21 protein-coding genes are annotated in these 26,268 nt (G+C 66.8%); 16 read left to right on the top strand and 5 right to left on the bottom strand.

Annotated elements, in window-relative coordinates; all coding sequences use genetic code 11:
* Window positions 1–180: 180 nt before the first annotated feature.
* From A9J21_RS24735 to A9J21_RS24720, 4 genes are all read left to right on the top strand, one after another.
* Complete coding sequence (locus A9J21_RS24735) at window positions 181–1,224, top strand: ATP-NAD kinase family protein (protein ID WP_066740256.1); 1,044 nt, start codon at window positions 181–183, stop codon at window positions 1,222–1,224.
* 51 nt (window positions 1,225–1,275) lie between these two features.
* Entirely contained in the window at window positions 1,276–2,274 is a 999-nt protein-coding gene (locus A9J21_RS24730) for a thiamine pyrophosphate-dependent dehydrogenase E1 component subunit alpha (protein WP_066740255.1), read from the top strand.
* A 61-nt stretch (window positions 2,275–2,335) separates the two neighbouring features.
* Window positions 2,336–3,352 (top strand): alpha-ketoacid dehydrogenase subunit beta, encoded by a 1,017-nt coding sequence (locus A9J21_RS24725; RefSeq protein WP_066740254.1) that lies wholly within the window; start codon window positions 2,336–2,338, stop codon window positions 3,350–3,352.
* Window positions 3,352–4,464, top strand: a complete 1,113-nt coding sequence (locus A9J21_RS24720; protein WP_066740252.1) for an acetoin dehydrogenase dihydrolipoyllysine-residue acetyltransferase subunit — start codon at window positions 3,352–3,354, stop codon at window positions 4,462–4,464. Before A9J21_RS24725 ends, A9J21_RS24720 begins: the two co-directional genes overlap by 1 nt.
* Before the next feature lie 155 nt (window positions 4,465–4,619).
* Here the strand turns inward: A9J21_RS24720 and A9J21_RS24715 are convergent, their stop codons facing one another.
* Both A9J21_RS24715 and A9J21_RS24710 read right to left on the bottom strand, forming a co-directional pair.
* Window positions 4,620–5,735, bottom strand: a complete 1,116-nt coding sequence (locus A9J21_RS24715) for a nitronate monooxygenase family protein (RefSeq protein ID WP_066740251.1) — start codon at window positions 5,733–5,735, stop codon at window positions 4,620–4,622.
* Window positions 5,736–5,749: 14 nt separating this feature from the next.
* Entirely contained in the window at window positions 5,750–6,646 is an 897-nt protein-coding gene (locus A9J21_RS24710) for a LysR substrate-binding domain-containing protein (RefSeq protein ID WP_066740249.1), read from the bottom strand.
* Between the two features lie 265 nt (window positions 6,647–6,911).
* Between A9J21_RS24710 and A9J21_RS24705 the strand changes: the two genes are divergently transcribed.
* The 7 genes from A9J21_RS24705 to A9J21_RS24675 all read left to right on the top strand — a co-directional run bounded on the left by A9J21_RS24705 (window position 6,912) and on the right by A9J21_RS24675 (window position 14,286).
* The gene (locus A9J21_RS24705; protein WP_066740247.1) at window positions 6,912–7,325 is read left to right on the top strand and encodes a DUF1801 domain-containing protein; all 414 of its coding nucleotides are present in this window, start codon (window positions 6,912–6,914) and stop codon (window positions 7,323–7,325) included.
* Window positions 7,326–7,486: 161 nt separating this feature from the next.
* Window positions 7,487–10,645: a response regulator gene (locus A9J21_RS24700; RefSeq protein WP_066740245.1), complete on the top strand. Its 3,159-nt coding sequence runs from the start codon at window positions 7,487–7,489 to the stop codon at window positions 10,643–10,645.
* Window positions 10,627–11,517, top strand: a complete 891-nt coding sequence (locus tag A9J21_RS24695; RefSeq protein ID WP_066740241.1) for a protein-glutamate O-methyltransferase CheR — start codon at window positions 10,627–10,629, stop codon at window positions 11,515–11,517. Before A9J21_RS24700 ends, A9J21_RS24695 begins: the two co-directional genes overlap by 19 nt.
* A 9-nt stretch (window positions 11,518–11,526) precedes the next feature.
* Window positions 11,527–12,123, top strand: a complete 597-nt coding sequence (locus A9J21_RS24690; RefSeq protein WP_066740239.1) for a chemotaxis protein CheB — start codon at window positions 11,527–11,529, stop codon at window positions 12,121–12,123.
* An 8-nt stretch (window positions 12,124–12,131) separates the two neighbouring features.
* Window positions 12,132–13,274 (top strand): hybrid sensor histidine kinase/response regulator, encoded by a 1,143-nt coding sequence (locus tag A9J21_RS24685; RefSeq protein ID WP_066740510.1) that lies wholly within the window; start codon window positions 12,132–12,134, stop codon window positions 13,272–13,274.
* A gap of 67 nt (window positions 13,275–13,341) precedes the next feature.
* A complete protein-coding gene (locus A9J21_RS24680; RefSeq protein WP_066740237.1) occupies window positions 13,342–13,770 on the top strand; it encodes a helix-turn-helix transcriptional regulator in 429 nt (142 codons plus the stop codon).
* Window positions 13,771–13,875: 105 nt separating this feature from the next.
* Window positions 13,876–14,286, top strand: a complete 411-nt coding sequence (locus tag A9J21_RS24675; RefSeq protein ID WP_066740235.1) for a VOC family protein — start codon at window positions 13,876–13,878, stop codon at window positions 14,284–14,286.
* A gap of 63 nt (window positions 14,287–14,349) precedes the next feature.
* Here the strand turns inward: A9J21_RS24675 and A9J21_RS24670 are convergent, their stop codons facing one another.
* A complete protein-coding gene (locus A9J21_RS24670) occupies window positions 14,350–15,855 on the bottom strand; it encodes a SulP family inorganic anion transporter (RefSeq protein ID WP_066740233.1) in 1,506 nt (501 codons plus the stop codon).
* Between the two features lie 374 nt (window positions 15,856–16,229).
* Complete coding sequence (mdeB, locus tag A9J21_RS24665) at window positions 16,230–18,893, bottom strand: alpha-ketoglutarate dehydrogenase (protein WP_066740231.1); 2,664 nt, start codon at window positions 18,891–18,893, stop codon at window positions 16,230–16,232.
* A 266-nt stretch (window positions 18,894–19,159) separates the two neighbouring features.
* Here mdeB and A9J21_RS24660 point away from each other — a divergent pair, with 266 nt between their 5' ends.
* Together A9J21_RS24660 and A9J21_RS24655 are read left to right on the top strand one after the other, a co-directional pair.
* Window positions 19,160–19,564, top strand: coding sequence for an SRPBCC family protein (locus tag A9J21_RS24660; protein WP_066740230.1), 405 nt, complete (start codon window positions 19,160–19,162; stop codon window positions 19,562–19,564).
* 172 nt (window positions 19,565–19,736) lie between these two features.
* Window positions 19,737–20,324: a hypothetical protein gene (locus A9J21_RS24655; protein WP_231907030.1), complete on the top strand. Its 588-nt coding sequence runs from the start codon at window positions 19,737–19,739 to the stop codon at window positions 20,322–20,324.
* A gap of 20 nt (window positions 20,325–20,344) precedes the next feature.
* Here the strand turns inward: A9J21_RS24655 and A9J21_RS24650 are convergent, their stop codons facing one another.
* Window positions 20,345–21,724 carry a sensor histidine kinase gene (locus A9J21_RS24650; protein ID WP_066740228.1) on the bottom strand — a complete coding sequence of 460 codons (1,380 nt, stop codon included), beginning with the start codon at window positions 21,722–21,724 and terminating at the stop codon, window positions 20,345–20,347.
* Between the two features lie 346 nt (window positions 21,725–22,070).
* On the opposite strand from A9J21_RS24650, the gene A9J21_RS24645 reads away from it, so the two are divergent.
* The 3 genes from A9J21_RS24645 to A9J21_RS24635 all read left to right on the top strand — a co-directional run.
* Window positions 22,071–22,754, top strand: coding sequence for a TetR family transcriptional regulator (locus A9J21_RS24645; protein WP_066740226.1), 684 nt, complete (start codon window positions 22,071–22,073; stop codon window positions 22,752–22,754).
* A gap of 2 nt (window positions 22,755–22,756) precedes the next feature.
* Window positions 22,757–23,608 carry a xanthine dehydrogenase family protein subunit M gene (locus A9J21_RS24640; RefSeq protein ID WP_066740224.1) on the top strand — a complete coding sequence of 284 codons (852 nt, stop codon included), beginning with the start codon at window positions 22,757–22,759 and terminating at the stop codon, window positions 23,606–23,608.
* The coding region (locus tag A9J21_RS24635) for a molybdopterin cofactor-binding domain-containing protein (RefSeq protein WP_066740222.1) at window positions 23,589–26,268 on the top strand (2,680 nt) is incomplete at its 3' end. The genes A9J21_RS24640 and A9J21_RS24635, both read left to right, overlap by 20 nt.

The following is a 26,268-nucleotide window of genomic DNA, read 5'->3' as shown; positions in this document are numbered from 1 at the left end:
GCTGGACAGCTGTACTGTGACACCTGTCACACCCTGGCACGCCTGAACGGCGTGCCGTCTGCGGGTTATCCCGCGGATCGGACCCGGTTTTCCACCGATTTGACGGCTGGCGCCGTCCGCAATCCCTTGGCACACCCATTGCAATGACCCTGTCACGACAAGAGCGACAGGAGACAGGCCATGGGGGTACCGCTGGTCGGCATCATCGCCAATCCCGTATCGGCGCGCGATATTCGCCGCGTGATCGCCAACGCCAACAGCCTGCAGCTGGCTGATCGCGTCAATATCGTGCTGCGGCTGCTGGCGGCGCTGTCCGCCTGCGGCATCGGCCGCGTGATGATGATGCCCGACCGCGAGGGCCTGCGCGTCATGCTGACCCGCCATCTGGATCGTCATCAGGGCCCCGATGCCGGTCTGCCGGCCGTGGAGTTCATCGACATGCCGGTGACGGCGCGCGTCGACGATACGCTGCATGCCGCCCGCCATATGGCCGACGCCGGCGTGTCCGTCATCATCGTGCTGGGGGGCGACGGCACGCACCGCGCGGTGGTGCGCGAATGCGGCGCGGTGCCCATTGCCGGGCTCTCCACCGGCACCAACAACGCCTTTCCCGAAATGCGCGAGCCCACCATCACCGGGCTGGCCGCAGGCCTCTATGCCACCGGGCAAATCCCGGCCAGCCGGGCGCTGGCATCGAACAAGCGGCTCGATATCGTGATTCGCGATGCCGATGGCGGCTTCCGCCGCGATATTGCGCTGGTCGACGCCGTGATCGCGCACGAGCAGTTCATCGGTGCCCGCGCGCTATGGCGCGCCGACACGCTGGCCGCCGTCTACGTAGCCTATGCCGATCCCCAGGCGATTGGCCTGTCCGCCATCGCCGGGCTGCTGGAACCGGTAGGCCGGCGCGAGCCGGGCGGCCTGGCGATCGAGCTGGCACCGGCCGGCGAGGGCGCCTTCGACCTGCTGGCACCGATTGCCCCGGGGCTGCTCTGCAACGTGCCGATTGCGGGCTGGCACCGCATCGCCCATGCGCGGCCCCATCGCGTGCGCCAGCGCGCCGGCATCGTTGCACTGGACGGCGAACGCGAGCTGGCGTTCGGGCCGCGCGACGAAGTCACCGTCACGCTGCACGACCACGCGTTTCGCAGCATCGACGTGGCCGCCTGCATGCGCCATGCCGCGTGCGAACACCTGATGCGCAGCGTGCCGGCGCTGACCTGAATCCTTTATCCCACCCATTACAAGGCAGTACCACCACCAAAGGAGACGACCATGAGCGCCAGCACTTCGCAGTCAGCGCAGATGCCCCTCGACAAGGAGACATTGCTGACCGTGTACCGCAAGATGCGGACGATCCGCGATTTCGAGGAACGCCTGCATGTGGATTTTGGCCGGGGGGACATTCCCGGCTTCGTGCACCTCTACGCCGGCGAGGAGGCGGCGGGCGTGGGCATCCTGCACCATCTGCACGATGGCGACCGCATTGCCAGCACGCACCGGGGCCATGGCCACTGCATTGCCAAGGGGGTGGACCCGGTGGCGATGATGAAGGAGATCTACGGCAAGAAGGGCGGCTCGTGCAATGGCAAGGGCGGGTCGATGCATATCGCCGACCTGTCCAGGGGGATGATGGGCGCCAACGGCATCCTGGGCGCCGGGGCACCGCTGGTCTGCGGCGCAGCGCTGGCGGCCAAGTTCCGTGGCAAGGGCGAGGTCGGCATCACGTTCTGCGGCGACGGGGCGTCCAACCAGGGCACCTTTCTGGAAAGCCTGAACCTGGCGGCCGTGTGGAACCTGCCGGTGATCTTCGTCATCGAGAACAACGGCTATGCGGAATCCACTTCGCGCGACTATGGCACCGCCGTCGACAGCTATGTCGACCGCGCAGCAGGCTTCGGCATCCCGGGCGTGACCGTGGACGGTACCGACTTCTTCGCCGTGCATGAGGCAGCGGGCGAGGTCATCCGGCGTGCGCGCGAGGGCGGCGGCCCGTCACTGCTGGAATGCAAGATGGTTCGCTTCTACGGGCACTTCGAGGGCGATGCCCAGACCTATCGGGGCGCCGGCGAACTGGACGATATCCGCGCCAACAAGGACTGCCTGAAGCTGTTCACGCGTGCCGTGACCCAGGCAGGCGTGGTGACGCGCGACGAGTTCGATGCCATCGACCGCGAGGTGGCCGCGCTGATCGACCACGCCGTGCAGGAAGCCAAGGCCGCCCCGCTGCCGGGGCCCGAAGACCTGCTGACCGATGTCTATGTGAGCTACTGATTGAGCGGCCGGACGCAAGCGTCCAGGCATCCAAGCCATCCCGATAAAAGGAGACATCAACATGGCCCGCAAACTCAGCATCAAGCTGGCGATCAATGAAGCGATCGACCAGGAAATGACCCGCGATCCGAGCGTGATCATGCTCGGCGAGGATATCGTCGGCGGCGCAGGCGCCGATGGAGAGAAAGACGCCTGGGGCGGTGTGCTCGGCGTGACCAAGGGGCTCTATGCCAAGCACGGCGACCGGCTGCTGGACACGCCGCTGTCCGAATCGGCCTACGTGGGGGCTGCCATCGGCGCCGCCGCGTGCGGCATGCGCCCGATCGCCGAACTGATGTTCATCGATTTCATGGGCGTCTGCTTCGACCAGATCTTCAATCAGGCCGCCAAGTTCCGCTACATGTTTGGCGGCAAGGCCGAAACGCCGGTGGTGATCCGCGCCATGGTCGGCGCCGGCTTCCGTGCGGCCGCCCAGCACAGCCAGATGCTGACGCCGATCTTCACGCATATCCCAGGGCTCAAGGTGGTGTGCCCATCCACGCCGTATGACACCAAGGGCCTGCTGATCCAGGCCATCCGCGACAACGACCCGGTGATCTTCTGCGAGCACAAGAACCTGTACGGACTGGAGGGCGACGTGCCCGAGGGCGCCTACGCGATCCCGTTCGGCGAGGCCAATATCGCGCGCGACGGCAAGGACGTGACCATCGTTGCCTACGGCCTGATGGTGCATCGCGCGCTGGAGGCAGCGGCCACGCTGGCAAAGGACGGCATCGAGGCCGAGGTGATCGACCTGCGCACGCTGTCGCCGCTGGACATGGACACCGTGCTCGAATCGGTGGAGAACACCGGACGCCTGGTGGTGGTGGACGAAGCCAGCCCGCGCTGCAATATCGCCACCGACATCGCCGCCCAGACCGCGCAGCAGGCCTTTGGCGCGCTCAAGGCGGGCATCGAGATGGTCTGCCCGCCGCATACGCCGGTACCGTTCTCGCCCACGCTCGAAGACCTGTATATCCCCAGCGCGGCCCGCATCGTGGAAGCCGTGCGCAAGACCATGAAGGGAGGCAAGCACTGATGGCCGCAGCAATCACCCCGATCGTGATGCCCAAATGGGGCCTGTCGATGAAGGAAGGCACCATCAATGCCTGGCTGGTCGACACCGGCGCAGAGATTTCGGTGGGCATGCCGATCCTTGATGTGGAAACCGACAAGATTGCCAACGCCGTGGAGGCGCCCGACGCCGGCACGCTGCGGCGCAAGGTGGCCGAAGCGGGCGACGTGCTGCCCGTGAAGGCGCTGCTTGGCGTCTTGGCGCCCGATGAGGTCAGCGATGCGGAAATCGACGCGTATGTCGCCGGCTATGAGGCGCCGGCCGATGACGAGGACGAAGACGAAGCCGGCCCCGCCTACCAGTTCGTGGAGGTCGACGGGCTCCGCGTCCGCTACGCCCGCCGGGGCCACGGCGCCGAAGCGGTGCTCTTCCTCCACGGCTTTGGCGGCGATCTGGACAACTGGCTGTTCAACCTCGACCCGCTGGCGGACACGTACACCGTGGTGGCGCTGGATCTGCCCGGGCACGGACAGACCACGCCCCGCCTGGCTGGCACGACGCTGGCGGAGATGGCCGGGTTCGTGACGCGCTTTCTCGATGCCGTGGACATCGGGCAGGCGCACGTGGTGGGTCATTCGATGGGCGGCGGCATCGCCGCGCAACTGGCCGTGGACGCGCCGCAGCGCGTGCTGTCCGTGGCGCTGGTGTCGCCGGTGGGCTTTGGCGACGAGATCAACAACGGCTACACGGAAGGCTTTGTCAACGCGCAGTCGCGCCGCGAACTGAAGCCGGTCATCGAACTGCTGTTCGCCAACCCCGATCTGGTCAGCCGGCAGATGCTGGACGACCTGCTGCGCTACAAGCGGCTTGATGGCGTGCCCGAAGCGCTGGCCGCATTGGGCGCCAGCCTGTTCGCCGAAGGCCGCCAGCGCGAACAGCCGGGCCGCCGCCTGGCCGGGTCCGGCAAGCGCACGCTGGTGATCTGGGGTGCCAGGGACCAGGTCGTCCCGCCCGCCCACGCGGAAAACGCCCCGGCAGGCGCCACCGTGACGGTGTTCGACGACGCCGGCCATATGAGCCAGATGGAAAAGGCCGGGGAGGTGAACGGGCTGTTGAAGGGGCATCTGGCGAGATAGTGCCTCCGGCGCAATGTGCTCCCGTCGCCCATGAGATGGGGAGGGAATCAAACCGCCGGAGCTTCGCTCGCTTCGCCCCCACCACAATCTCTCCAGACCGGTTTGTGCCCCTCGCCCGCAATGCGGGAGAGGGGCCGGGGTGCCAACCTGGGGGGTCAGCCCAGCGCTGCCCGCACGCCGCTCAACTGGTCCAGCGCATCGCGCAACTCCTGCTCCAGCACGGCAACAAGCGCGGCCGAAGGCATCGAGCGGGCCAGCGGCACGGCCTGGCCGGCCCACTGGGCGGCGAATTCGCTGACGCCCTTGGCCTTGGCGGCGGCGTGCAGGGCCTTGCCGGCGTCGTACGTCACGGGATAGTCGGGGATGGCGGGTGCGCCTGCGTCGGTGCCCAGGCGCGTGAAGCGGCTGGTGAAGCCGCGTGCGGCTCGGCCCGAGATGGCGCGGGTCAGTGTGGTCGGGCGGGTTTCGGCGGCGGTCAGCGCGGTGCGATAGGCGGCGTCGGCGGCCGATTCGTCGGTGGCGACAAAGGCCGTACCAAGCTGTGCGGCGGCGGCGCCCAGTGCCAGCACGGCGGCAATGCCGGCGCCGTCCATGATGCCGCCGGCGGCGATCACGGGCAGGCGGGTGCGGGCCACCAGTACGCGCGTCAGGGCGAACGTGCCCAGGCCTTCGTCCTCGGCTTCGGTGTCAAAGGCGCCGCGATGGCCGCCTGCCTCGATGCCTTGCGCGACGATGGCGTCGACACCTGCGGCTTCGATCCGCCGCGCTTCCTGCAGCGACGTGGCGCTGGCCAGCAGCACGATGCCGGCTGCCTTCAGCGCATCGATCCATTCCTGTGCCGGCAGGCCGAAATGAAAGCTCACCACGGCCGGCTTTTCTTCCAGCAGCATCTGGTACATCGCGTCGTCGACCACAAAGCTCTTGTAGATCTCGCGCAGCGCAGCAGGCGGCGTGGCACCGAACTCGGCGAACGCCGATGCCAGGTATCCCAGCCATGCGGATTCGCGTTCGGCGTCGGGTGTGGCCGGCACATGGCAGAACAGGTTGATGTTGAACGGCCGGGCGGTCAGCGCGCGGGTTTCGCGAATCACCTTGCGCGCGCCGTCCGCATCCATGGCGCCTACGCCGAGCGAGCCCAGGCCGCCGGCATTGGATACGGCGGCAGCCATGGCGGGGGTGCTGACGCCCGCCATCGGGGCCTGGATGATGGGCAGGCGAATGCCCAGGCGCGACAACAGGTTGCGGGACGGGTTCTGACGGGTGGGTTCCATGGCGAAGATCCTTGTCATGCGGGCTGGCTACGGCGCAGTTCCTGTTCGAACGCGTCGTAGGCGGAAGTCGTGAAGCCGGAACGGCGAATCAGGTACGTATGCACTTTCCGGACAGGAACGGTCTGCAGCGCGCCCGCATCGCCCTGCATGGCAAGCAGCGAGCGCGGCACGATGGCTACCGCCGAGCCTGCCGTGACCTGGGCCAGGATGGCGTGGTACGAGGGGAGTTCCAGCACGGTGAGATGGCGGCGCACATCGTCGCCGGCCTGTTCGAGCCAGTCTTCGGCGCAGCGGCGATAGGTGCAGCCGCGCGAGAAGGCGGCCAGCTGGCGCAGCGTTACGTCTTCGGGGCGCCGTACCTTCGGATGGGTCGCCGGCAGCACCAGCACCAGCTCCTCGGTGGTCAGATAGACGCCTTCCAGGCCGTCGCCCATATCCGATACGGCGATGTCGTGGGGGCTGCCTGTGCCGGGGTGGGCCACGATCGCGCAGTCGAGCCGGCGTTCCAGCACGGCACCGGCCAGTGCCTGCGAGGTGCCGGTGGTCAGGTCCAGTTCGACATCGGGCCACGCGGCATGGAAGCGGCCCAGCGGCCGGGGCAGCAATGTGGCCGCCGTGCTTTCCATCGATCCCACGCGCAGCCGGCCGCTCGGGGCATCGGCACGCATAGACTGGCGCGCCTCTTCGGCCAGGGCCAGCAACTGGTCGGCATAGCCCAGCAGGCGCTGCCCGGCAGGGGTCAGGATCATCTGCTTGTTTGCGCGCAGGAACAGGTCCACGCCAAGGCTTTCTTCCAGCTGTTTCACGCGCGTGGTGACGTTCGATTGCACGCGATCCAGCGATTTGGCGGCGCGTGTGATGCTCTGTTCGCGCGCTACCGCGCGAAAAATCTCCAGTTCTGCCAGTTCCAAGCTGTGTCACGACACAATGGTGTCGTTCTCCAATTGAGAATGAAAGTGTAATTAGTATTGTGATTGGAGAATGTTTTGTCAAGGCGGGAAGGACCGGGCGGCGGCCAGGATCGCCACGGTCACAGCTGCCGGCCTAACCTCTGACCTGTGATTTATAGTGATGCCCGGCCAGCGGCACCCTAACGCATGGCGGGCATCGGGCTGGCTCGGAGCCCTACCGCCAGGGGAAGCTGCATGGCGATAACAACTCACCGGAGACAGTGATATGAAGAAGGCAGAACCGCAGGCTGGCGTGCCGGCCGCCGAGTTGATCGATGCGAGGATTGCGGAGCTTGGCGACTGGCGCGGCGAGATGCTTGCCCAACTGCGGGCCATCGTCAGGGAAGCCGATGCCGATGTGGTCGAGGAATGGAAATGGAGCGTGCCGGTGTGGTCGCACGACGGCATCCTCTGTACCGGCGAGGTCTACAAGGCCGCCGTCAAGATGACGTTCGCCAAGGGCGCGTCGCTGGAAGATCCCAAGGGGCTGTTCAATTCGAGCCTGGACGGTAACGTGCGCCGTGCCATCGACTTCCGCGAAGGCGAGGCCATCAACAAGACCGCCCTGAAGGCGCTGATCCGCGCGGCGGTGGCGCTGAACCAGTCGGCCGGCAAGCCGAAAGCCAAGGCCAAGGCCTGATCCGGAAGGGTTACCGGGCCCGGCGGGGGCCCGCCCGATGTCGGCGCGACACTGACATCCATTTCGGCTGCCGCGGGGTAGCATAAGTCGCTTTGGCTTGTTGTTGCGCGCCGTGCGGTCGTTCGGCGCGTGCAGCCGCGACTTCCTTCTACCCGGCCGGTATGCAACCGTCTTCCCTGCAACGCTTCCTGTTTGGCGCGATCCTTGTTCCGGTCTCGATGGCCGTGGTGTTTGGCATCGATGCATTGACACCCCTGGGCCTGGCGGCGTGGCTGTTCTACCTGGTGCCGGTCTGCCTGACCCTGTACGGCAATGACCCGAAGCTGCCGCTGATGACTGCGGCCGTCGGTACGGTGCTGATCGGCGTTGGCTACGCGGTGTCGCCGGCCAGCACCGTCCGGCCGATCTACGCCATCATCAATCGTGGCGCGGGCGTGGTGATGCTGTGGTTCCTGGCGGCGGTGGTCTATCGCTATATCGTGTCGCAGGTGGCCATGCAGCGCGCGGCGTGGCTACAGCAGGCGCAGGTGCGGGTGCATCAGGCGGTACGCAATCCGCAGTCGGCCGGCAACGTGGCCGATGCGCTGGTGCGCGTGCTGGCGCAGGCCTTCCAGGCGCACGTGGGCGTGGTGTATCAGGTGGATGGCGACCAGATGCGCCGCGTAGCCACCTGGGCGCTGGCCAATGACGACGACCTGCCGCAGACGCTGGCGTCGGGCCAGACGCTGGCCGGTCAGGCGGCAGCCGAGAACCGCGTGATCGCGGTCGGCGGCCTGCCGGCCAACTACCTGCAGGTGTCGTCGGCGCTGGGCCGCACGTCGCCCAACGAGATCGTGGCCGCGCCGCTGACGGCCGAGGGCGAGGTGGTGGGCGTGGTGGAACTGGGCTTCGTCGCCATGCAGCGCGATACCGCCGACATCGTGGAACTGCTGGAGCGCATCGGCGACTCGATCGGCATGACGCTGCGGGCCGCCGCCTACCGGGGCCGCCTGGAAAAGCTGCTGGGCGAAACCCAGCGCCAGAGCGAGGAACTGCAGGTCCAGCAGGAAGAGCTGCGCGTATCGAACGAGGAGCTCGAAGAGCGTGGCCGCGCCCTGATGGATTCGCAGGCGCGGCTCGAAGCCCAGCAGGCCGAGCTGGAACAGACCAATGTCCAGCTGGAAGAACACTCGCAACGGCTGGAAGGCCAGAAGCGCGAGATGCTGACCTTCCAGGCCGAACTGGCCGCCAACGCCCGCGCGCTGGAGCGTTCCAACCAGTACAAGAGCGAATTCCTGGCAAATATGTCGCACGAACTGCGCACGCCGCTGAACAGTGCGCTGATCCTTGCCAAGTTGCTGCAGGAGAACAAGGAAGGCACGCTGACCACGGAGCAGGTGCGTTACGCCGCCACCATCCACGCGGCCAACACCGACCTGCTGAACCTGATCAATGACATCCTCGACCTGTCCAAGATCGAGGCCGGCCATCTGGTGATCGAGCACGAAACGGTCGAACTGAAGGCGCTGGCCGAAACGCTGCAGGGCATGTTCGGGCCGATTGCGGGGCAGAAGGGCGTGCCGTTCCGGGTCGAATTCCTGCCCGGCGTGCCCGACGCCATCGTGTCGGACAACCAGCGTCTGCAGCAGGTGCTCAAGAACCTGCTGTCCAATGCGTTCAAGTTCACGGAGTCGGGCGCGGTCACGCTGGCGCTGGCCGCGCAGGGCGACGACGCGGTGCGCTTCGAGGTGCGCGATACGGGCATCGGCATCCCGAAGGACAAGCAGCAGGTGATCTTCGATGCGTTCCAGCAGGCCGACGGCACCACCAGCCGCCGCTATGGCGGCACGGGGCTGGGCCTGTCGATCTCGCGCGAACTGGGCCGCCTGCTGGGCGGCGTGATCTCGGTCGCCAGCGAGCCAGGCCAGGGCAGCGTGTTTGCCTTTACGGTGCCACGCCTGCTGGCGGGCGACCCGGCCACGCAGGCCGGCCTGATGACGCAGCAGGCCGGCGCGCCGGCACAACTGGTGATGGCGCCGCCACCCCGCGCCGTGCCGCCTGCTCCGGCACCCGCACCGGCGCAGGAGCCGCTGGAACGGGTGCAGCCGGGCTATCCGGCACCGATTCCCGACGACCGCGACCACCGCACGCGTGGCAACCGGCTGATCCTGGTGGTCGAGGACGATATCGACTTCGCGGGCATTCTCTACGACCTGGCCCACGAACTCGATTTCGACTGCATCCACGCCACCACGTCGGCACAGGGCCTGGAACTGGCGCGCCAGCACCAGCCGTGCGGCATCCTGCTGGACGTGGCGCTGCCCGACCAGTCTGGGCTGACGCTGCTGGACTGGCTCAAGCGCGACCCCGCCACGCGCCATATCCCCACGCACCTGGTATCGGTCAGCGACCATGCCGAAGCGGCGTTGCACCTGGGCGCGGTGGGCTACACGTTCAAGCCCAGCGAGCGCGACAAGCTGGCTGCGGCAATCCGCGGCCTGGAGGCGCGCATGGCGGCCGGCCAGCGCCGGGTGCTGGTGATCGAGGATGACCCGGCGCTGCGCGAGAGCATTCGCGCGCTGCTGAGGTCGCTGGAGGCCGAGATCGTGACCGCCGACAGCGTGGCGGGGGCCACGGCGGCGCTGGACGGCACGCCGTTCGACTGCGTGGTGATGGACATGGTGCTGCCCGACGGCTCCGGTCACGAGCTGCTGGCCCATATGGCGCAGCGGGCGCAGGCCAATGCCGGCGCGATGCCGCCCGTGATCATCTATACCGGCCGGCAGTTGTCGGCCGAGGACGAACAGAAGCTGCGCCGCTATTCCAAGTCGATCATCATCAAGGGCGCGCGCTCGCCAGACCGGCTGCTCGACGAGGTGACGCTGTTCCTGCACAGCGTGGAGTCGTCGCTGCCGCCCGAACACCAGCGCATGCTGCGCGCCGCCCGCAGCCGCGACGACACGTTCGACGGCCGCAAACTGCTGCTGGTGGAGGACGACGCGCGCAATATCTTCGCGCTGTCCAAGGTCATCGAGCCGCTGGGCGCCACGGTGGAAATTGCCCGCAGCGGGCGCGAGGCGCTGGATCTGCTGAACCGGGTGGACGACATCCACCTGGTGCTGATGGACATCATGATGCCCGAGATGGATGGCATTACGGCCATGCGGCATATCCGTCAGATGCCCCAGTATGCGCGGCTGCCGATCATTGCGCTGACGGCCAAGGCCATGCAGTCCGACCGCGAGGCCTGCCTGCAGGCCGGCGCCAACGACTACATCGCCAAGCCGATCGATGTGGACAAACTGCTTTCGCTGTGTCGCGTATGGCTACACGCAAACTGAAACCCAGGAGCGGGGAGCCCCTGGTCGACGCACGGACGGACGACGACACGGTGCTGCTCGACGTCAATTTCGACATCGAACTGGAACTGTTGCTGGAGGCCATCTTCCGCAAGTACCAGCACGATTTCCGGCGCTATTCGCGGGCGTCGCTGCGGCGGAGGCTGGAACAGGCATTGCGGGACCTGGGCCTGGTCACGCTGTCCCAGTTGCAGGACCGCATGCTGCGCGACGCCGTGCTGTTTGGCCGGTTGCTGCAATACCTGACGGTGCAGGTCAGCGAGATGTTCCGCGATCCTTCGTACTATCGGGCCATCCGCGAGCATGTGGTGCCGGTGCTGCAGACCTATCCGTCGGTCAATGTCTGGGTGGCAGGCTGCAGCAGCGGCGAGGAACTATGGTCGCTGGCTATCCTGTTCGAGGAAGAGGGGCTTGCGTCGCGCACCGTGTTCTATGCCACCGATATCAACCCGGAAGCGCTGGCAGCCGCACGCGCGGGCGTGTACGATGCCGGGCGCCTGCGCGGCTTCGGTGACAACTACCTGGCCGCCGGCGGGCGGGCGTCGTTGTCGGATTACTATCACGCTGCCTACGGCAAGGCCAAGTTCAACGGGCAGCTGATCCGGCAATCGGTGTTTGCGGATCACAGCCTGGCAACCGACAGCGTGTTCCAGGAGGCCCAGCTGATCTCGTGCCGCAATGTGCTGATCTACTTCGACCGGCCGCTGCAGGACCGTGCCATCGGCCTGTTTCGCGATGCACTGGCGCGGCGCGGTTTCCTGGGGCTGGGTAGCAAGGAAAGCCTGCATTTCAGTGCCCATGTGCAGGATTTCGAGGCGGTGTCGTCGCGCGAGCGGCTGTACCGCAAGCTCTGAGGCGCGATCATGAAAGCCATGACGCAACCGTGCAGCGGGGTGGTGATCGGCGGGTCGGCCGGCGCGCTGGAAGCGCTGAACGCCGTGCTGCCCATGCTGCCGGCGCGTTTCATGCCGCCAGTGATCGTCGTCATGCACCAGCTGTCTTCGGGCCCGAGCCTGCTGCCGGGACTGTTTGCCCTGCGTTGTGCGATGCCAGTGCACGAGGCCGAAGACAAGCTGCCCGTGCAGCCGGGCCATCTCTACCTGGCGCCGCCGGATTACCACCTGCTGCTCGAACAGGACCCCGAAGCGCCGGCAGGCGCGCGGCTGGCCCTGTCGGTGGCGCCGCCCGTGCGGTTTTCGCGGCCGTCGATCGATGTGCTGTTCGAATCGGCGGCCGTGGCCTGGCGGGCAGGCGTGCTGGGCGTGCTGCTGTCGGGCGCAAACGACGACGGCGCGCGCGGCCTGGCCGTGATTCGCGCGGCGGGCGGCCAGGCGTGGGTGCAGTCGCCCGAATCCGCCACGGTGGAGACCATGCCGCAAGAAGCCATCGCGCGTGGCGCGGCCGACCGCATATTGAACCTGGAAGCGATTGGCCACGGGCTGGCCCGCCTGATTGAATGATGCCTACCATGCAAGCTCCCGTGAAAATCCTCGCCGTCGACGACATTGCCGCGAACCTGACCGCGCTCGATGCCGTGCTGGCAAGGCCGGGCGTGGAGATCGTCCACGCCAACTCCGGCGCCCAGGCGCTGGAACTGCTGCTGGACCATGATTTCGGCCTGGCCATCCTGGACGTGCACATGCCCGAGATGGACGGCTTCGAACTGGCCGAACTGATGCGCGGCAGCAAGCGCACCAGCCAGATCCCGATCCTGTTCCTGACGGCAGCGGGGCAGGACAGCCAGCGCGCGTTTCGCGGCTATGCGTCGGGCGCGGTCGATTTCCTGTTCAAGCCTGTGGACGCGCGCGTGCTGTCGGCCAAGGTCGATGTGTTCGTGCAACTGGCCCAACAGAAGCAGCTGCTGGCCGAGCAGCTGGAAACCGCCCAGCAACTGTTGAAGACCAACGAAATGCTGATGGCCGTGCTGGCGCATGATCTGCGCACGCCGCTGTCGGCCATCATCGCCTCGGCGTCGTTCCTGGGCCGCTTTGGCGGAGAGGAAAAGCTCAGGCCCGCCACCGACCGGATTGCCCGCAGCAGCCAGCGCATGGCGCGCATGGTGGACCAGCTGCTGCACGTGGCCCGGCTGCATGGCGGGCGCGTCAGCCTGATGCCGCAGCCGGCGGACCTGGGCGCCATCTGCGCGGCCATCGTGGATGAATGCCAGGTGTCGCGGGGGGCGCTGGAACTGGTGCTGGAGCAAGTGGGCGATACCCGCGTGACGATCGATCCGGACCTGGTCGCCCAGGTCGTGCAGAACCTGGTGGGCAATGCGTTGCAGCATGGGGATGGCGGTGCGCCGGTGACCGTGCGCGTGGACGGCACGGCCCGGGACAGCGTGACGGTGACGATATCGAACGGCGGTGCGATCGATGCCCGCATGCTGCCGCATATCTTCGATGCCTTCCATTCGGGCATGGGCGCGACGGCCGCTGCAACTGGCGCCAGCAGTTCCGAAGGGCTGGGACTGGGTCTCTACATCGCCCGGGAACTGGCTATGCTCCACGGTGGCACCGTGGTGGCCGAATCGTCCCCCGAGCAACGCACCACGGTATTCACGGTGACGCTGCCGCGAGAATGCTGCCAGGCGCAGCGGGCCATCCAGGCCTGATGATGCCGGACCGGCGGTACGGGGCAGCGTCTTGATCGATGGCGGATGCCGATGACAGAATAGGCCGATGTCCGCCACCGCCCCTGACACCACCTTGCGCGATCTTGCCCGCCTGCGCCGCGTGCGGGATCGCATCGACCGCGAATATGCCCAGCCGCTCGACGTCGAGGCGCTGGCCCGGGGTGTCCATATGTCGGCCGGTCACCTCAGCCGCCAGTTCCGGCTGGCCTACGGCGAGTCCGTGTATGCGTACCTGATGACGCGGCGCATCGAGCGCGCCATGGCGTTGCTGCGCCGCGGCGACCTGAGCGTGACAGAGGTCTGTTTCGAGGTGGGCTGCGCATCGCTGGGTACCTTCAGTACGCGATTTGCCGAGCTGGTCGGGATGTCGCCCAGTGCCTACCGGCGCGCGTGCGCGCTTCAGACCGAGGGGCTGCCGTCCTGCGTCGCCAAGCAGGTCACACGACCGATCAGGAATCGAGAAGCGCAGGAGTAGCCGCCCGGCTAGACTGGCTTCCAGGGTCCGGACACGGGAGCAGCCATAGCGGCCAGCGCCTCCGGCCGGGCCTGCTGCTGACAATTCCCAACACGGAGACCGATCTTGGACATCACCATTCATTCGACCTTCCTGCCGCACAGCGACCCGGAAGTCTCGCTGGCGTTCTACCGCGACGCGCTGGATTTCGAGGTCCGCAAGGACGTGGAGTTCGGCGGCAACCGCTGGATCACCATTGGACCGAAGGGCCGGCCGGAGACATCGATCGTCCTGTATCCGCCCAACGCCACGCCCGGCGTCACCGACGACGAAAAGCGCACGATCGCCGAAATGATGGCCAAGGGCACGTTCGCGATGCTGCTGCTGGGCGCGAAGGATCTGCATGCCACGTTCCAGCGGCTGCAGGACTGTGACGCCGAGATCGTCCAGGAGCCTGCCGACCAGCCCTATGGCGTGCGCGACATGGGCGTGCGCGACCCCGCGGGCAACATGCTTCGTATCCAGCAGATGACCTGACGTGGGCAGCGGGTCGGGTGCCTGCGGGCGCCCCGGCGCGCGATTTAATGTGGTTTGGTGCGGTTAGTGCGAGAGTTCGGCGCCGGCCGCTCCGGCTCCCCCGGCCGCCTTGTCGTGCGTGGCGTACTTCTCGATCATCGTCGCGCTGGCGCGGTTCAGGCCCGCGATATCGACGGCGATGCCGTTGCGGCGGAACTTGTGGACGATGCGGTCCAGCGCCTCGATGGCGGTGATGTCCCAGAAATGGGCGTGTGACAGGTCGAGCCTGACCGCCTGGATCGGCTCCCGGAAATCGAATTCGGCGACGAATGCTTCCGACGACGCAAAGAACACCTGGCCGCGCACCACGTAGTGGCGGGCCTGCGTGGCGGCATCGAGCGTCGAAGACACGGTCAGGACGCGGCGCGCCTTTTCCGTGAAGAAGACCGCGCTCAGCAGCACGCCCAGGCCGACGCCGATGGCAAGGTTGTGGGTCGACACCACGGCGATGACTGTCGCGACCATGACCACGGACGAGCTTTTCGGGTTCGTCCGGAGCCTGGCGACCGAACGCCAGTCGAACGTGCTGATCGACACCATCACCATCACGGCCACCAGTGCCGCCATCGGGATCTGCCGCACCCATGGCGCCAGGAACACCACCAGCACCAGCAGGAAGGCCCCTGCAACGAAGGTAGACAGGCGGCCGCGCCCGCCGGACTTCAGGTTGATGACGGTCTGGCCGATCATGGCGCAGCCAGGCATGCCGCCCAGGAAGCCCGCCACGATATTGGCGCAGCCCTGGCCGCGGCATTCGCGGTTCTTGTCGCTGGCGGTATCGGTGAAGTCATCGACGATGCTGGCCGTCATCAGCGATTCCAGCAGGCCCACCACGGCAATGCTGACCGAGTACGGGAAGATGATGCGCAGCGTGTCCAGCGACAGCGGCACCTGCGGCAGCGCAAAGCCCGGCAGTTCGTCCGGGAACGATCCCATGTCGCCCACAGTGCGCAGGTCGAGCTGCAGGGCCATCGAGATCGCCGTCATCACCACGATGCAGACCAGCGGGGAGGGCACGGCGCGGGTCAGGCGCGGCAGCAGGTAGATGATGCCCAGGCCGCCCGCGACCATCGCATATGCGTACCAGGCACCGCCCTGCAGCTGCGGCAGCTGGGCCAGGAAGATCAGGATCGCCAGTGCATTGACAAAGCCGGTGACAACCGACCGCGAGACAAAGCGCATCAGCGCACCAAGCCGCAGGTAGCCGGCGCCGATCTGGAGCAGGCCGGCCAGGATGCCCGCCGCCAGCACGTACTCCACGCCGTGCGCCTTGACCAGCGACGCGATGACCAGCGCCACGGCGCCGGTGGCGGCCGAGATCATGCCGGGGCGGCCGCCCGCGATGGCCGAGACAACCGCGATGCTGAAGGCGGCATACAGGCCCACTTTCGGATCGACGCCGGCAATGATGGAAAAGGCGAGCGCTTCGGGAATCAGTGCGAGCGCCACGACGATGCCGGCGAGCATGTCGCCCCGGACGTTGGAGAACCATTCCTCGCGGAAGGCTTGCGCGAAGGTACGCGAATGCATGAGAAAAACCTGCTGGGACGTCGACTTCGGCCAGGCCGGGCGACGACGGAAAAAGAGGGGATTGGCGATGCTGCGATGCCACGATGGTCCGGCGCACTGCGATGCGCTGGGTAAACGTGCTCCACGAACCTCCGTTCGGTTGGGACCATCGGCTTCTGTCGATGGGTCGGTAACGAGGGGAGGTTGCGCGGTGGCGTTACATCGGGATCTCGGTGCGGGGGCTTGGGGTATTGCGCGATGTCAGCGCGCGCAGACGCGTGGATCGCTGCGATGCAGCATTTTAGGCAAACGACGACGCGGCGTCCAGTGTCGCCGTGCCGCGTTCGCCACAAATCGATGTGTCGTCGGTCAGGTTTGCGGAGATTTTCTGCCGATCAGCGGTCCCAGGGCGCGGCGCCCGTAGCGAGCCCGTAACGCGCCAGTGCCTGCGCATGCAGCGTGGCGTCGATCGCATGCAGCGCGCTGGTGACAATATGGTGGCGGTCGATTTCGAAGAAGCGCCGCAGCGCGCCCCGCGTATCGCTGCGGCCGAAGCCGTCGGTACCCAGGGCGATATAGCGCGCCGGAACATAGGGCGCGATCAGCTGGGCGTAGGCGCGGACGTAGTCGGTGGCGGCGATCACCGGGGCCGTGCCGGCCAGGCAGCGCGCGACATGGCTGGTGGTATCGGCGTTGGTCGCATGGGCGCCGAACATTTGCTGCCGCTCGCACTCGCGCGCCTCGCGGGCCAGTTCCGGAAAGCTCGTCACGCTCCAGATTTCGCTGGCGATATTCCAGTCCTGCGCCAGCAGGTCGGCGGCGGCAATCACTTCGCGCAGGATCGGGCCCGATCCCAGCAGCCGCACCCGGGCTGCGCCGTCGCCGCGCGTACCGAAGCGGTACATCCCACGCACCACGTCGGCATGCGCCGAGGACGGCAAGGGCGGATGCGCGTAGTTCTCGTTGTTGACCGTGATGTAGTAGAACTCGTCGCGCTGCTGTTCCAGCATTGCGCGGGCGCCATGGTCGATGATGACGGCGGCCTCGCCGATGAAGGCCGGATCGTAGGCGCGGCAGTTGGGCACCGTGGCCGCCACCAGCTGGCTGCTGCCGTCCTGGTGCTGCAGGCCCTCGCCGGAGAGCGTGGTACGGCCGGCAGTGGCGCCAATCAGGAAGCCGCGGGCGCGCTGGTCCGCGGCGGCCCAGATCATGTCGCCCACGCGCTGGAAGCCGAACATCGAGTAATAGATATAGAACGGCAGCATCGGTTCGCCGCTGACGCTGTAGGACGTGGCAGCTGCAGTCCAGGACGCCATCGCGCCGGCCTCGGTGATGCCCTCTTCCAGCAGCTGGCCGTCGCGGCTTTCCTTGTAATAGAGCATCGAGCCGGCATCCTCGGGCTCGTAGAGCTGCCCCTGCGGCGCATAGATGCCGATCTGGCGGAACAGGTTGGCCATGCCGAACGTGCGCGCCTCGTCGGCCACGATCGGCACGATGCGCCGGCCCAGCGTGCGGTCCTTGATCAGGTTCGTAAACAGGCGCACCACACCCGTGGTGGTCGACACCTCGCGCCCGTCGGGTGCCAGCGCGAAGCTGGCATAGCTGTCGAGCGGCGGCACGGGCAAGACCGGTGCGGCGTCGGTGCGGCGCGGCAGGTGCCCGCCCAGCGCGGCACGGCGCTCGCGCAGGTAGGTCATCTCGGGGCTGTTGTCGGCCGGCTTGTAGAACTGCATCGATTCCAGCGCAGCATCGTCGATGGGCAGCGCAAAGCGCTGGCGAAATGCGTGCAGCGCATCGAGGTCGAGCTTTTTCTGCTGATGGGCGGTCATGCGCGACTCGCCCGCATTGCCCATGCCGTAGCCCTTCTTGGTCTTGGCCAGGATCACGGTGGGCTGGCCAGGGTGCCGGGCGGCGGCAAGGTAGGCCGCATGGAGCTTGCGCAGGTCGTGGCCGCCACGGCGCAGGCCGTCGATATCGGCCGCGCTCATCCCCGCCACCAGCGCCTTCAGCTCGGGGTCCTGGTGGAAGAAGTGCAGCAGGTTGTAGTCGCCGTCCTTGGCGCCCAGGTTCTGGTACTCGCCGTCGACCATGGCCGCAAAGCGCTTCAGCAGGGCGTGCTGGGTATCGCGCGCGAACAGCGCGTCCCATTCGGAACCCCAGATCACCTTGATGACGTTCCAGCCCGCGCCGCTGAACAGCGCCTCAAGCTCGTTGATGACCTGACCGTTGCCGCGCACCGGACCATCAAGCCGTTGCAGGTTGCAGTTGATCACGAACGTCAGGTTGTCCAGGCCCTCGCGGGCGGCCAGTGACAGGGCAGCCAGCGATTCGGGCTCGTCCATCTCGCCATCGCCGAACACGCCCCAGACGCGCCGGCCAGCCGTGGTGGCGATGCCGCGATGCTCGAGATAGCGCAGGAAACGCGCCTGGTAGATGGCGCTGATGGGGCCAATGCCCATCGAGCCGGTCGGGAACTGCCAGAAATCGGGCATCAGCCATGGATGCGGGTACGAGCACAGGCCGCCGCCATCGACTTCCTGCCGGTAGCGGCCCAGCTGTGTCTCGGAAAGACGCCCCTCCAGGAAGGCGCGCGCATAGACGCCCGGCGCCGAATGCGGCTGGAAGAAGACCAGGTCGCCCTTGCGCTCCGGCGTGTCGGCGCGGAAGAAATGCTGGAACCCGACCTCGAAGATCTCGGCGGCCGACGCGTAGCTGGCAAGGTGGCCGCCCAGTTCGCCGTAGGCCTTGTTGGCGCGGACCACCATCGCCAGCGCATTCCAGCGCAGGATGGCCGTCAGCCGTTGCTCGATCGCCAGGTTGCCGGGGTAGGGTGGCTGCGCCTGCGGCGCAATCGTGTTCTGGTAGGCGGAGTAGGGATGCGTGCGCTTGTCCAGGCCCAGATGGCTGGCATGCTCGCCGAGCCGATCCAGCAGGAACCCCGCGCGCTGCGGCCCCGCCGCCGCCACGATGCCGCTCAGGGCATCCATCCATTCCCGGGTTTCCAGTGGATCGATATCGCCATCGATCTGCAACGGCTGAAGCGGTTCGGCGCGGCCCATGACCTGTCTCCTGATACGAATGCCCTTGTGGTGTCATCGATTCTAGGTGTCGAACCGAAACAGAACGTTTCGGATTACGCGGCAGAAGTGCGGTGTAGCAGCATGTTGTGCTGCCAATATTGCTCATTGCCAAAGAATCGGCTGTCGTTCGGAAATGTGGCAGGTCAGGCCGCCAGGGTGCGGGATGCCCGGGAAGATTGAGATTGCGTTTGGCCTCCTTGCGACATATAGTTATCCATCCGGCTAACTATCAAGGAGACGCCACGATGAAGATCACCGTACACACCACGGTTGCCGCCCCGATCGCCAATGTGTGGCGCGCCTACACGACGCCCGAGGACATCAAGCAATGGAATGCCGCGTCCGACGACTGGCACACCACGGCCGCGTCAGTCGATCTGCGTGTGGGCGGGGCGTTCTCGTCGCGGATGGAAGCCAAGGACGGCAGCATGGGTTTCGACTTTGCGGGCACCTACACAGAGATCGTGCCGAACCGGCGCATCGTGTACGCCTTCGGCGACCGGCACGCGGAAGTCGATTTTGCGGAGACGCCCCAGGGCGTGACGGTGCGCGTGACCTTCGACCCGGAATCGGAATACCCGGTGGAGCAACAGCAGCAGGGCTGGCAGAGCATCCTCGACAACTTCAGGCGGCACGTCGAGGGCAAGTAGTCGGCGACGTCCGGCACGGCGCGCGCCCGGTGGCAGGCCGGCGCGCCGGCATCGGGGCATGCCATAGAATGTCGGCAAAAATGCCAAAAAGAAAATCAATATGCTTTTCCGTCCTGCCAGACTGATTCCCTTGCTGCTTTGCGTCGGCCTTGGCGCCTGCACGACACGGCCGATGCAGCCGCCACCGCCGCTGTTCGAGACGTGGGCCAAGCCGGGCGCAAGCCAGCAGGTGGTGCGCAGCGCGCTGCTCGAATGCGGCTTTCCCGATGCGGCGCATGTCACGCCGGTGGAGATGGCGCGCAACGACTATGCCCGTGCCCAACTGTGCATGCTCGATCATGGCTTCACCTATACCGACCGAAGCATTGTGTGCGCCCACGCGCCGGAACTGCCCGCCTGCGCCGACGTGCCGCGTGGCAAGACCTTCGGCACCGATGCCGATTTCGATCCCGCCTTGCTCGACCAGCGTCCCAGGCTGCCCCCGGCCTACACGCAATGGAGCCGGCCTGGCACCGATATCGCAGGTGTCAGGCAGGCCATGACGGCGTGTGGATATACCACGCTGATCCAACCTGCCGACTTCATGAAGCTGAACGACATTGCAGCGGCGCAGTTGTGCATGATCGACCGGCAATTCCGCTTTGCACGGCCAGCGTCCTCGCTGCTATGCAGGAACCCGCCAGCGCTTCCGGCATGCCGCGACCGGAAGATCGACTTGAAAACGTGCTGCGGGCCAATGGAGACGGCCGGTGGGAAATAGCCGGTTGCCAAGCGGCTGGCCTAGCTGGCAAGGCGCGGCAACGTGATGGTGGCCCGTGTGCCGCCCGTGGCGCGCCGCGTCAGGTCGAGCCGGCCGTGATGGGCGTCGACGATCGATCGGCAGATTCCCAGGCCCATGCCCATGCCATTGGGCTTGGTGGTGAACAGTGGTTCGAAGATGCGGTCGGCCAGTTCGGGCGCGACGCCTTCGCCATGGTCGTCGATATGGATATGCAACACGTCCTGCGCGGGCTCGCAGGCCAGCGTCAGCAACCGCTTGTCCGTGGGAATGCCCAGCATCGAGTCGGCGCCGTTCATCAGCAGGTTGATGATGGCCTGCTGCAGCGGCACGCGGTCGCCGCGCAAGGGTGTTGCGGCAGGCGGGCCATCCACGCGAAGTTCCACCTGCATGGCATCGAGCGTGCAGGAAACCATGCCGGCCACTTCCTGCAGGGCGTCATCGAGATCGAAGACGGCGAACGCAGGGGGCGCCTGCCGGGCCTTGGCGCGCAGGCCGTTGATGATGGTGCGCGCACGCAGCGCGCATGCCGAGATATGCGCGAGCATTTCGCGGGCGCCATCGATATTCGGGCTGCTGCGGTCAAGCCAGCGCAGTCCCGCCCGCGCCGACGAGTCCAGCGCCGTGACCGGCTGCGCCACCTCGTGCACGATTGACGCGACCAGTTCGCCATACGCCTGGAAGCGGCTCGCGCGGGCCAGTTCCGATAGCGTGTCGCGCATCTTCTCCTCGGTGCTGCTCAGACGCGCGCACTGTTCCGATAGCGCGTCGTGCAGCCGCGCATTCTCCAGCGCAAACCCGGCCTGCAGCGCGATGATTTCCACCACGGCAGTCCGGGTCGGCGTGAAGACGCCCGGCGTATGCAGGTGTTCCAGGTAAAGGGCGCCGACCAGTCCGCCATTGCAGCGCATCGGCACGCAGATCACAGAGCGGGGCCGGAAGCGGCGTACATAGTCGTCGGCCTGCCAGGCGGGGGCATCGCGGGCATCCAGGGCATCGCGCAGCACCAGCCCGTTGCGCAGGCGCACGGCCGCATCGAGGATGCCGATGGGCAGCACGCCCATGGCGACCGGCAGCAGGAAGGCGTCCGGGTCGGCAAGTGTCAGCAACGGGTCGGCGGCGACGGCGCTGGCCGCGATGTCCCACCCGCCATCGTGCAGCACGGCCAGGCAGCCCCAGGAGGCGTCGGTGCTTTGCAAGGCCGCCTGCAACAGCGTTTCGATGCGCCTGGCAGGCATGACTTCGGTGGAAAGGCTGTGCGAGATCTGGCGCAGGGCCTGCATGTCGGGCGGCGCAATCTCTGCTGCGCCGAAGTCGTGGCCCGGTGGCCGCGTGGCATGCGCCGAAACGGTGCAGCGGAAATCGTCGAGTTCATGGTTCATGTTCTTTTACCTCCGCCCGCTGATCGTGCGTTCCGTTCGATCCGGCCAGGCCCTTTCGAATCGCCCCTCATGTAGTGAACGCTCCATAAATCAACCTTAGCACATTGTTTTCGGAAATGACAAATTCGAAAGCGTTGCGCGGGTGCCGAAAAGCTGCCCTCCTGTCGTGCAAAGATCTGAACAAGGTATTGAATCATAAGGATTTATTGATTCATCTTGCGACTGGACCGCGCGCCGGGTATCATCCGTTCACTCATGTAGTGTTCCCTGTATGAAATGACGCGGAGCGAATCCATCGGTGCGGATTCATGAGTCAGCGGCGACGGGTCGCTGTCCTAGGAGCGATATGACACAAGCAGCAAAAAAGGCCGTACGTGGCACCGGCGTCCGGGAGGCCGCGGCGCAGGCCACCCGTGACAAGATTCTTCGCGCGGCGACCAAGATTTTCGCGCGCTACGGTTACGAGGGCGGCAGCGTGGAAAAGATCTCCAGTCTGGCGAAGTCCTATGACCGGATGATCTACTATTACTACGGCAGCAAGGAGGGCCTGTTCATCGCCGTGCTGGAAGGCATCTACCGGCGGATGGACGAGGCCGAGGCGAAGGTGGCGCCAGATGCGTCGGATCCCGTGGAAGCGCTGAAGACCGTGATCCGTTTCAAGATGGACTACTACCGGCGCAATCCCGATTTCGTCAATCTGCTCAATACGGAAAATCTGCACAAGGGCCGGCACGTATCCAAGTCCGGGCGTCGGGGCGAGTACTCGTCCCATGCCATGCAGATCATCGAGCAGATCCTGGCCAGCGGCGTTGCCAAAGGCCTGTTTCGCCCGGACCTCAATGCGCGCGACGTTTTTTTGCTGATCGCCTCGCCGGCGTATTTCTATACGTCGAACCGATACACGCTGTCCGCGTTTCTGGGCGAGGAACTTGATACTCCCGAGGCCGTGCAACACTGGGAGTCGTTTGTGATTGACAGCGTGTTGCGCACCGTACGTGCGGACGCGCGAGATAGCCGCCAGCCCGCCTGACCATGCATTACCTTCGCCCCCATACCATCGATGCCGCGCTGACCAGGCTCGCAGAGCGGCCGCGGCGCGTGCTGTGCGGCGCCACGGACTGCTTTGCGGCGCCGGCGCTGGTGCCCGGCCGGCACGAATGGGTGGATATCAGCGGCATCGACGCGCTGCGCGGCATTGCGCGGCACGGCGGCGGTGTGCGTATGGGTGCGGCCACAACCTGGGAAGCCATCGTGCAGGCAACGTGGCTGCCGGTGGCCCTGCGCGATGCCGCGGCGAGCATCGGTTCCCGGCAGATCCGCGTGCAGGGCACCGTCGGCGGCAATCTGTGCCATGGATCTCCGGTGGCCGATGGCGTGCCGCCGCTGCTGGCGCTGGATGCCGAAGTCGAACTGGCTAGCGTACGGGGCGTGCGCCGCCTGCCGCTGCGCGACTTTGTGCTGGGCGGCCACCGTACCGTGCTCGCGGCCGATGAACTGCTGGTGGCGGTTGCGTTCGCGCTCCCGGCAGTGACGGAGCGCACGGCGTTCGTGAAATACACCAATCGCGATGGGATGGCGCTGGCCGTGGTCTCGGCAGCGGTGCGTCTGCGCATGGCCGATGACGGCACGCTGGCAAGCGCCGCCATCGTTGTCGGCGGGGCGTCGGCGGTGCCGCTGCGCATGGCGTCGCTGGAGGCCTCGCTGGCCGGCCGGCCGCGGTGCGAGCTTGCGGCCGTGGTGGCAGACGCATCGCTGGCGGTGTTGTCACCGATCGACGACTGCCGCGCCACGGCTGCGCATCGCATCGATCTCGCCCGTCTTGCCATTGCGCGGGCGGTCGGCCATTGCATCGAGGAGTCAGGGCATGACGATTCCGGTATTTGAGGACAACTGCGCCGATGCAGTCGCCGCCGATGCGGCTGCCGTTCCGGCAGACGACAACGGGTTCGCGCTCAACGGCGCATGGCATGCATTGCCGGCCGACCCGTCGATGCGGCTGCTCGACCATCTGCGCGCCGACCTGCGGCAATTCGGCACCAAGGAAGGCTGCCGCCAGGGCGATTGCGGCAGCTGTACCGTGCTGGTGGATGGCGAAGCGCGCTACGCGTGCCTGGTTCCGATGGGGCAGGTGGCAGGCCGCAGCGTGGTGACCGTGGAGGGCATCGCCGGGGGCACGCAATGCGGCGGGCGCCTTCAGCAGGCGTTTCTTGCGCACCAGGCCGTGCAATGCGGCTTCTGCACGCCGGGCATGCTGCTGGCATCCGCCGCCGCCATCGACGCCGGCCGCGTCACGGATCGCGCCAGCGCGCGTGCCGCCATTGACGGCGTGCTGTGCCGTTGCACGGGCTATCAGAAGATCGTCGACGCGGTGACCGAGGTGGGGTGCGGCGGCGCCGCCCGGCCCTGTACCTTGCCGCCAGGCCAGGGGCCTGCGGTGGGCGTGCCGCTGACCCGGCTCGATGGTCCGGAAAAGGCGGATGGCAGCCAGTGTTTTGGCGCAGACGGCTGGCCGGCGGGCAGCCTGGTGCTGCGGGCCGTTCGCAGTCCGCATCACCGGGCGCGCTTTGCCTTTGGCGATCTCGATGCCTGGCTCGCGGCGCACCCGGGCGTGAAACGCGTGCTGACGCATGCCGATGTGCCGGGCCTGAATCTCCATGGCGTGGCGACGCCTTACGCCGACCAGCCCGTGCTGGCGGTTGACGAAACGCGCCACTATCTTGAGGCCGTCGCCTTGATCGTGGGCGAGCGCGAGGCCGTGACTGCGTTGGACCTGCAGGGTTTCCCGGTGACGTGGCAGCCGCTGACGCCAGTGCTGACCGTGGATGAGGCCACGCAGGACGACTGCCCGCAACTACACGCCGGACGACCCGGCAATATCCTGATCGAAGGGCTGGTACGCCGGGGCGACCCGGCGGCCGCGCGGCGGGATGCGCGCTACGTTGCCAGCGCCACGTTCACGTCCAGCTTTGTCGAGCATGCCTATCTGGAGCCGGAGGCCGGCTGGGCCCGGCGCGTAGGCGACATCGTGGAAATCCATTCTTCCACGCAGGCACCGCACCCGCATCGCGGGGATCTGGCACGCATCCTCGGCGTTGCGCCCGAACGCGTGCGCGTGGTGGCCACTGCCGTGGGCGGTGGGTTCGGCGGCAAGCTGGACATGACCGTCCAGCCCTGGCTGGCGCTTGCTGCGTGGCATGTGGACGGGCCGGTCGGCATGGTGTTCTCGCGCGAGGAGTCGATGGCGACTTCCACCAAGCGCCATCCGGCCCGGATCGTGTCGACCATGGCTGCCGATGCCGACGGGCGCCTGTGCGCGGTGGAATTCGAGGGCGACTACAACACCGGCGCATTTGCGTCGTGGGGTACCGCCGTGGCGAACCGGGTGCCGGTGCATGCTGGCGGCCCCTATGTCGTGCCGCACTACCACGCACATTCACGGGCGGTGCATACGCATATCACGCCGGCCGGCGCGTTTCGCGGCTTTGGCGTACCGCAGACCATGATGTCGCAGGAACAGTTGATCGACGATCTGGCGCACCGGGCCGGCATCGATCCGCTGGAGTTCCGCGCGATGAACGCGCTGCGCCCCGGTGATTCGTTGCCAACGGGCCAGGTGCTGGACCAGAGCGTCGGGCTGATCGAATGCCTGGATGCGCTGCGCCCGGTATGGCGCGAGGCCCGCGACCGTATCGCCACGCTCAATGCGGCCTCACCGGGGCCGCTGCGCCATGGCGTGGGCATTGCCGCGTTCTTCTATGGCTGTGGCAACACGGCATTGCCGAATCCGTCGACGGTGCGATTCGGGGTGCGGCCTGACGGCGTGATCGTGCTGCACCAGGGCGCGGTGGATGCCGGGCAGGGCGCCAACACCGTGATTCCGCAGATCGCGGCCGATGCGCTGGGCGTGCCGGTCGACCGTCTGCAGATCGTGGGCCCGGACACGCACCTGACGCCGGACTGCGGCCGCACTTCGGCATCGCGGCAGACATTTATCACTGGCCGCGCCGCATTCCTGGCGGGCACGGCGCTGCGGCAGCAGTTGCTGCGGCTGGCGGACGCGCCGGCAGATGCCACGATTTCCGGCCACGCTGACGGCTTGCGCGTCGACGGCCGGCCGCTGGACCTGCGGGCACTGCCGGTCGACGCTCACGGCTACGCCGTGGCAGCCGAGGAAAGCTTCGACCCGCCGATTACGGCGCTGGACGGCGCAGGCCAGGGCAAGCCCTATGCCACCTATGCCTTCGGCGCGCAGATCGCGGAAGTGCTGGTCGATTGCGAGACCGGCCGTGTGCGGGTGTTGAAGGTGGTGGCCGCGCATGACGTGGGCCGCATGGTCAATCCCACGCTGCTGGAAGGCCAGGTCGAAGGTGCGGTGGCGCAGGGTGTGGGCCTGGCGCTGATGGAGAAATACCATCCCGGCAAGCACAACAACCTGCATGACTACCTGATTCCGACCGTGCACGACATGCCCGAGGTGCGGGCGATCTTTATCGAGGCGCCCACGGCGCTGGGGCCGTACGGTGCCAAGGGCATCGGCGAACCTG

Origin of the sequence: Cupriavidus sp. D384, from assembly GCF_001652915.1 — a bacterium.
Taxonomy (GTDB): Bacteria; Pseudomonadota; Gammaproteobacteria; order Burkholderiales; family Burkholderiaceae; genus Cupriavidus.
This window is presented reverse-complemented; position numbering and strand designations above follow the sequence as displayed.

What these genes read in the sequence shown, in the direction of transcription:
- A9J21_RS24735 (WP_066740256.1), top strand. Translation starts at nt 181, where the DNA reads ATGGGGGTACCGCTGGTCGGCATCATCGCCAATCCCGTATCGGCGCGC.
- A9J21_RS24730 (WP_066740255.1), top strand. Translation starts at nt 1,276, where the DNA reads ATGAGCGCCAGCACTTCGCAGTCAGCGCAGATGCCCCTCGACAAGGAG.
- A9J21_RS24725 (WP_066740254.1), top strand. Translation starts at nt 2,336, where the DNA reads ATGGCCCGCAAACTCAGCATCAAGCTGGCGATCAATGAAGCGATCGAC.
- A9J21_RS24720 (WP_066740252.1), top strand. Translation starts at nt 3,352, where the DNA reads ATGGCCGCAGCAATCACCCCGATCGTGATGCCCAAATGGGGCCTGTCG.
- A9J21_RS24715 (WP_066740251.1), bottom strand. Translation starts at nt 5,735, where the DNA reads ATGGAACCCACCCGTCAGAACCCGTCCCGCAACCTGTTGTCGCGCCTG.
- A9J21_RS24705 (WP_066740247.1), top strand. Translation starts at nt 6,912, where the DNA reads ATGAAGAAGGCAGAACCGCAGGCTGGCGTGCCGGCCGCCGAGTTGATC.
- A9J21_RS24700 (WP_066740245.1), top strand. Translation starts at nt 7,487, where the DNA reads ATGCAACCGTCTTCCCTGCAACGCTTCCTGTTTGGCGCGATCCTTGTT.
- A9J21_RS24695 (WP_066740241.1), top strand. Translation starts at nt 10,627, where the DNA reads ATGGCTACACGCAAACTGAAACCCAGGAGCGGGGAGCCCCTGGTCGAC.
- A9J21_RS24690 (WP_066740239.1), top strand. Translation starts at nt 11,527, where the DNA reads ATGAAAGCCATGACGCAACCGTGCAGCGGGGTGGTGATCGGCGGGTCG.
- A9J21_RS24685 (WP_066740510.1), top strand. Translation starts at nt 12,132, where the DNA reads ATGCAAGCTCCCGTGAAAATCCTCGCCGTCGACGACATTGCCGCGAAC.
- A9J21_RS24680 (WP_066740237.1), top strand. Translation starts at nt 13,342, where the DNA reads ATGTCCGCCACCGCCCCTGACACCACCTTGCGCGATCTTGCCCGCCTG.
- A9J21_RS24670 (WP_066740233.1), bottom strand. Translation starts at nt 15,855, where the DNA reads ATGCATTCGCGTACCTTCGCGCAAGCCTTCCGCGAGGAATGGTTCTCC.
- mdeB (WP_066740231.1), bottom strand. Translation starts at nt 18,893, where the DNA reads ATGGGCCGCGCCGAACCGCTTCAGCCGTTGCAGATCGATGGCGATATC.
- A9J21_RS24660 (WP_066740230.1), top strand. Translation starts at nt 19,160, where the DNA reads ATGAAGATCACCGTACACACCACGGTTGCCGCCCCGATCGCCAATGTG.
- A9J21_RS24655 (WP_231907030.1), top strand. Translation starts at nt 19,737, where the DNA reads ATGCAGCCGCCACCGCCGCTGTTCGAGACGTGGGCCAAGCCGGGCGCA.
- A9J21_RS24650 (WP_066740228.1), bottom strand. Translation starts at nt 21,724, where the DNA reads ATGAACCATGAACTCGACGATTTCCGCTGCACCGTTTCGGCGCATGCC.
- A9J21_RS24645 (WP_066740226.1), top strand. Translation starts at nt 22,071, where the DNA reads ATGACACAAGCAGCAAAAAAGGCCGTACGTGGCACCGGCGTCCGGGAG.
- A9J21_RS24640 (WP_066740224.1), top strand. Translation starts at nt 22,757, where the DNA reads ATGCATTACCTTCGCCCCCATACCATCGATGCCGCGCTGACCAGGCTC.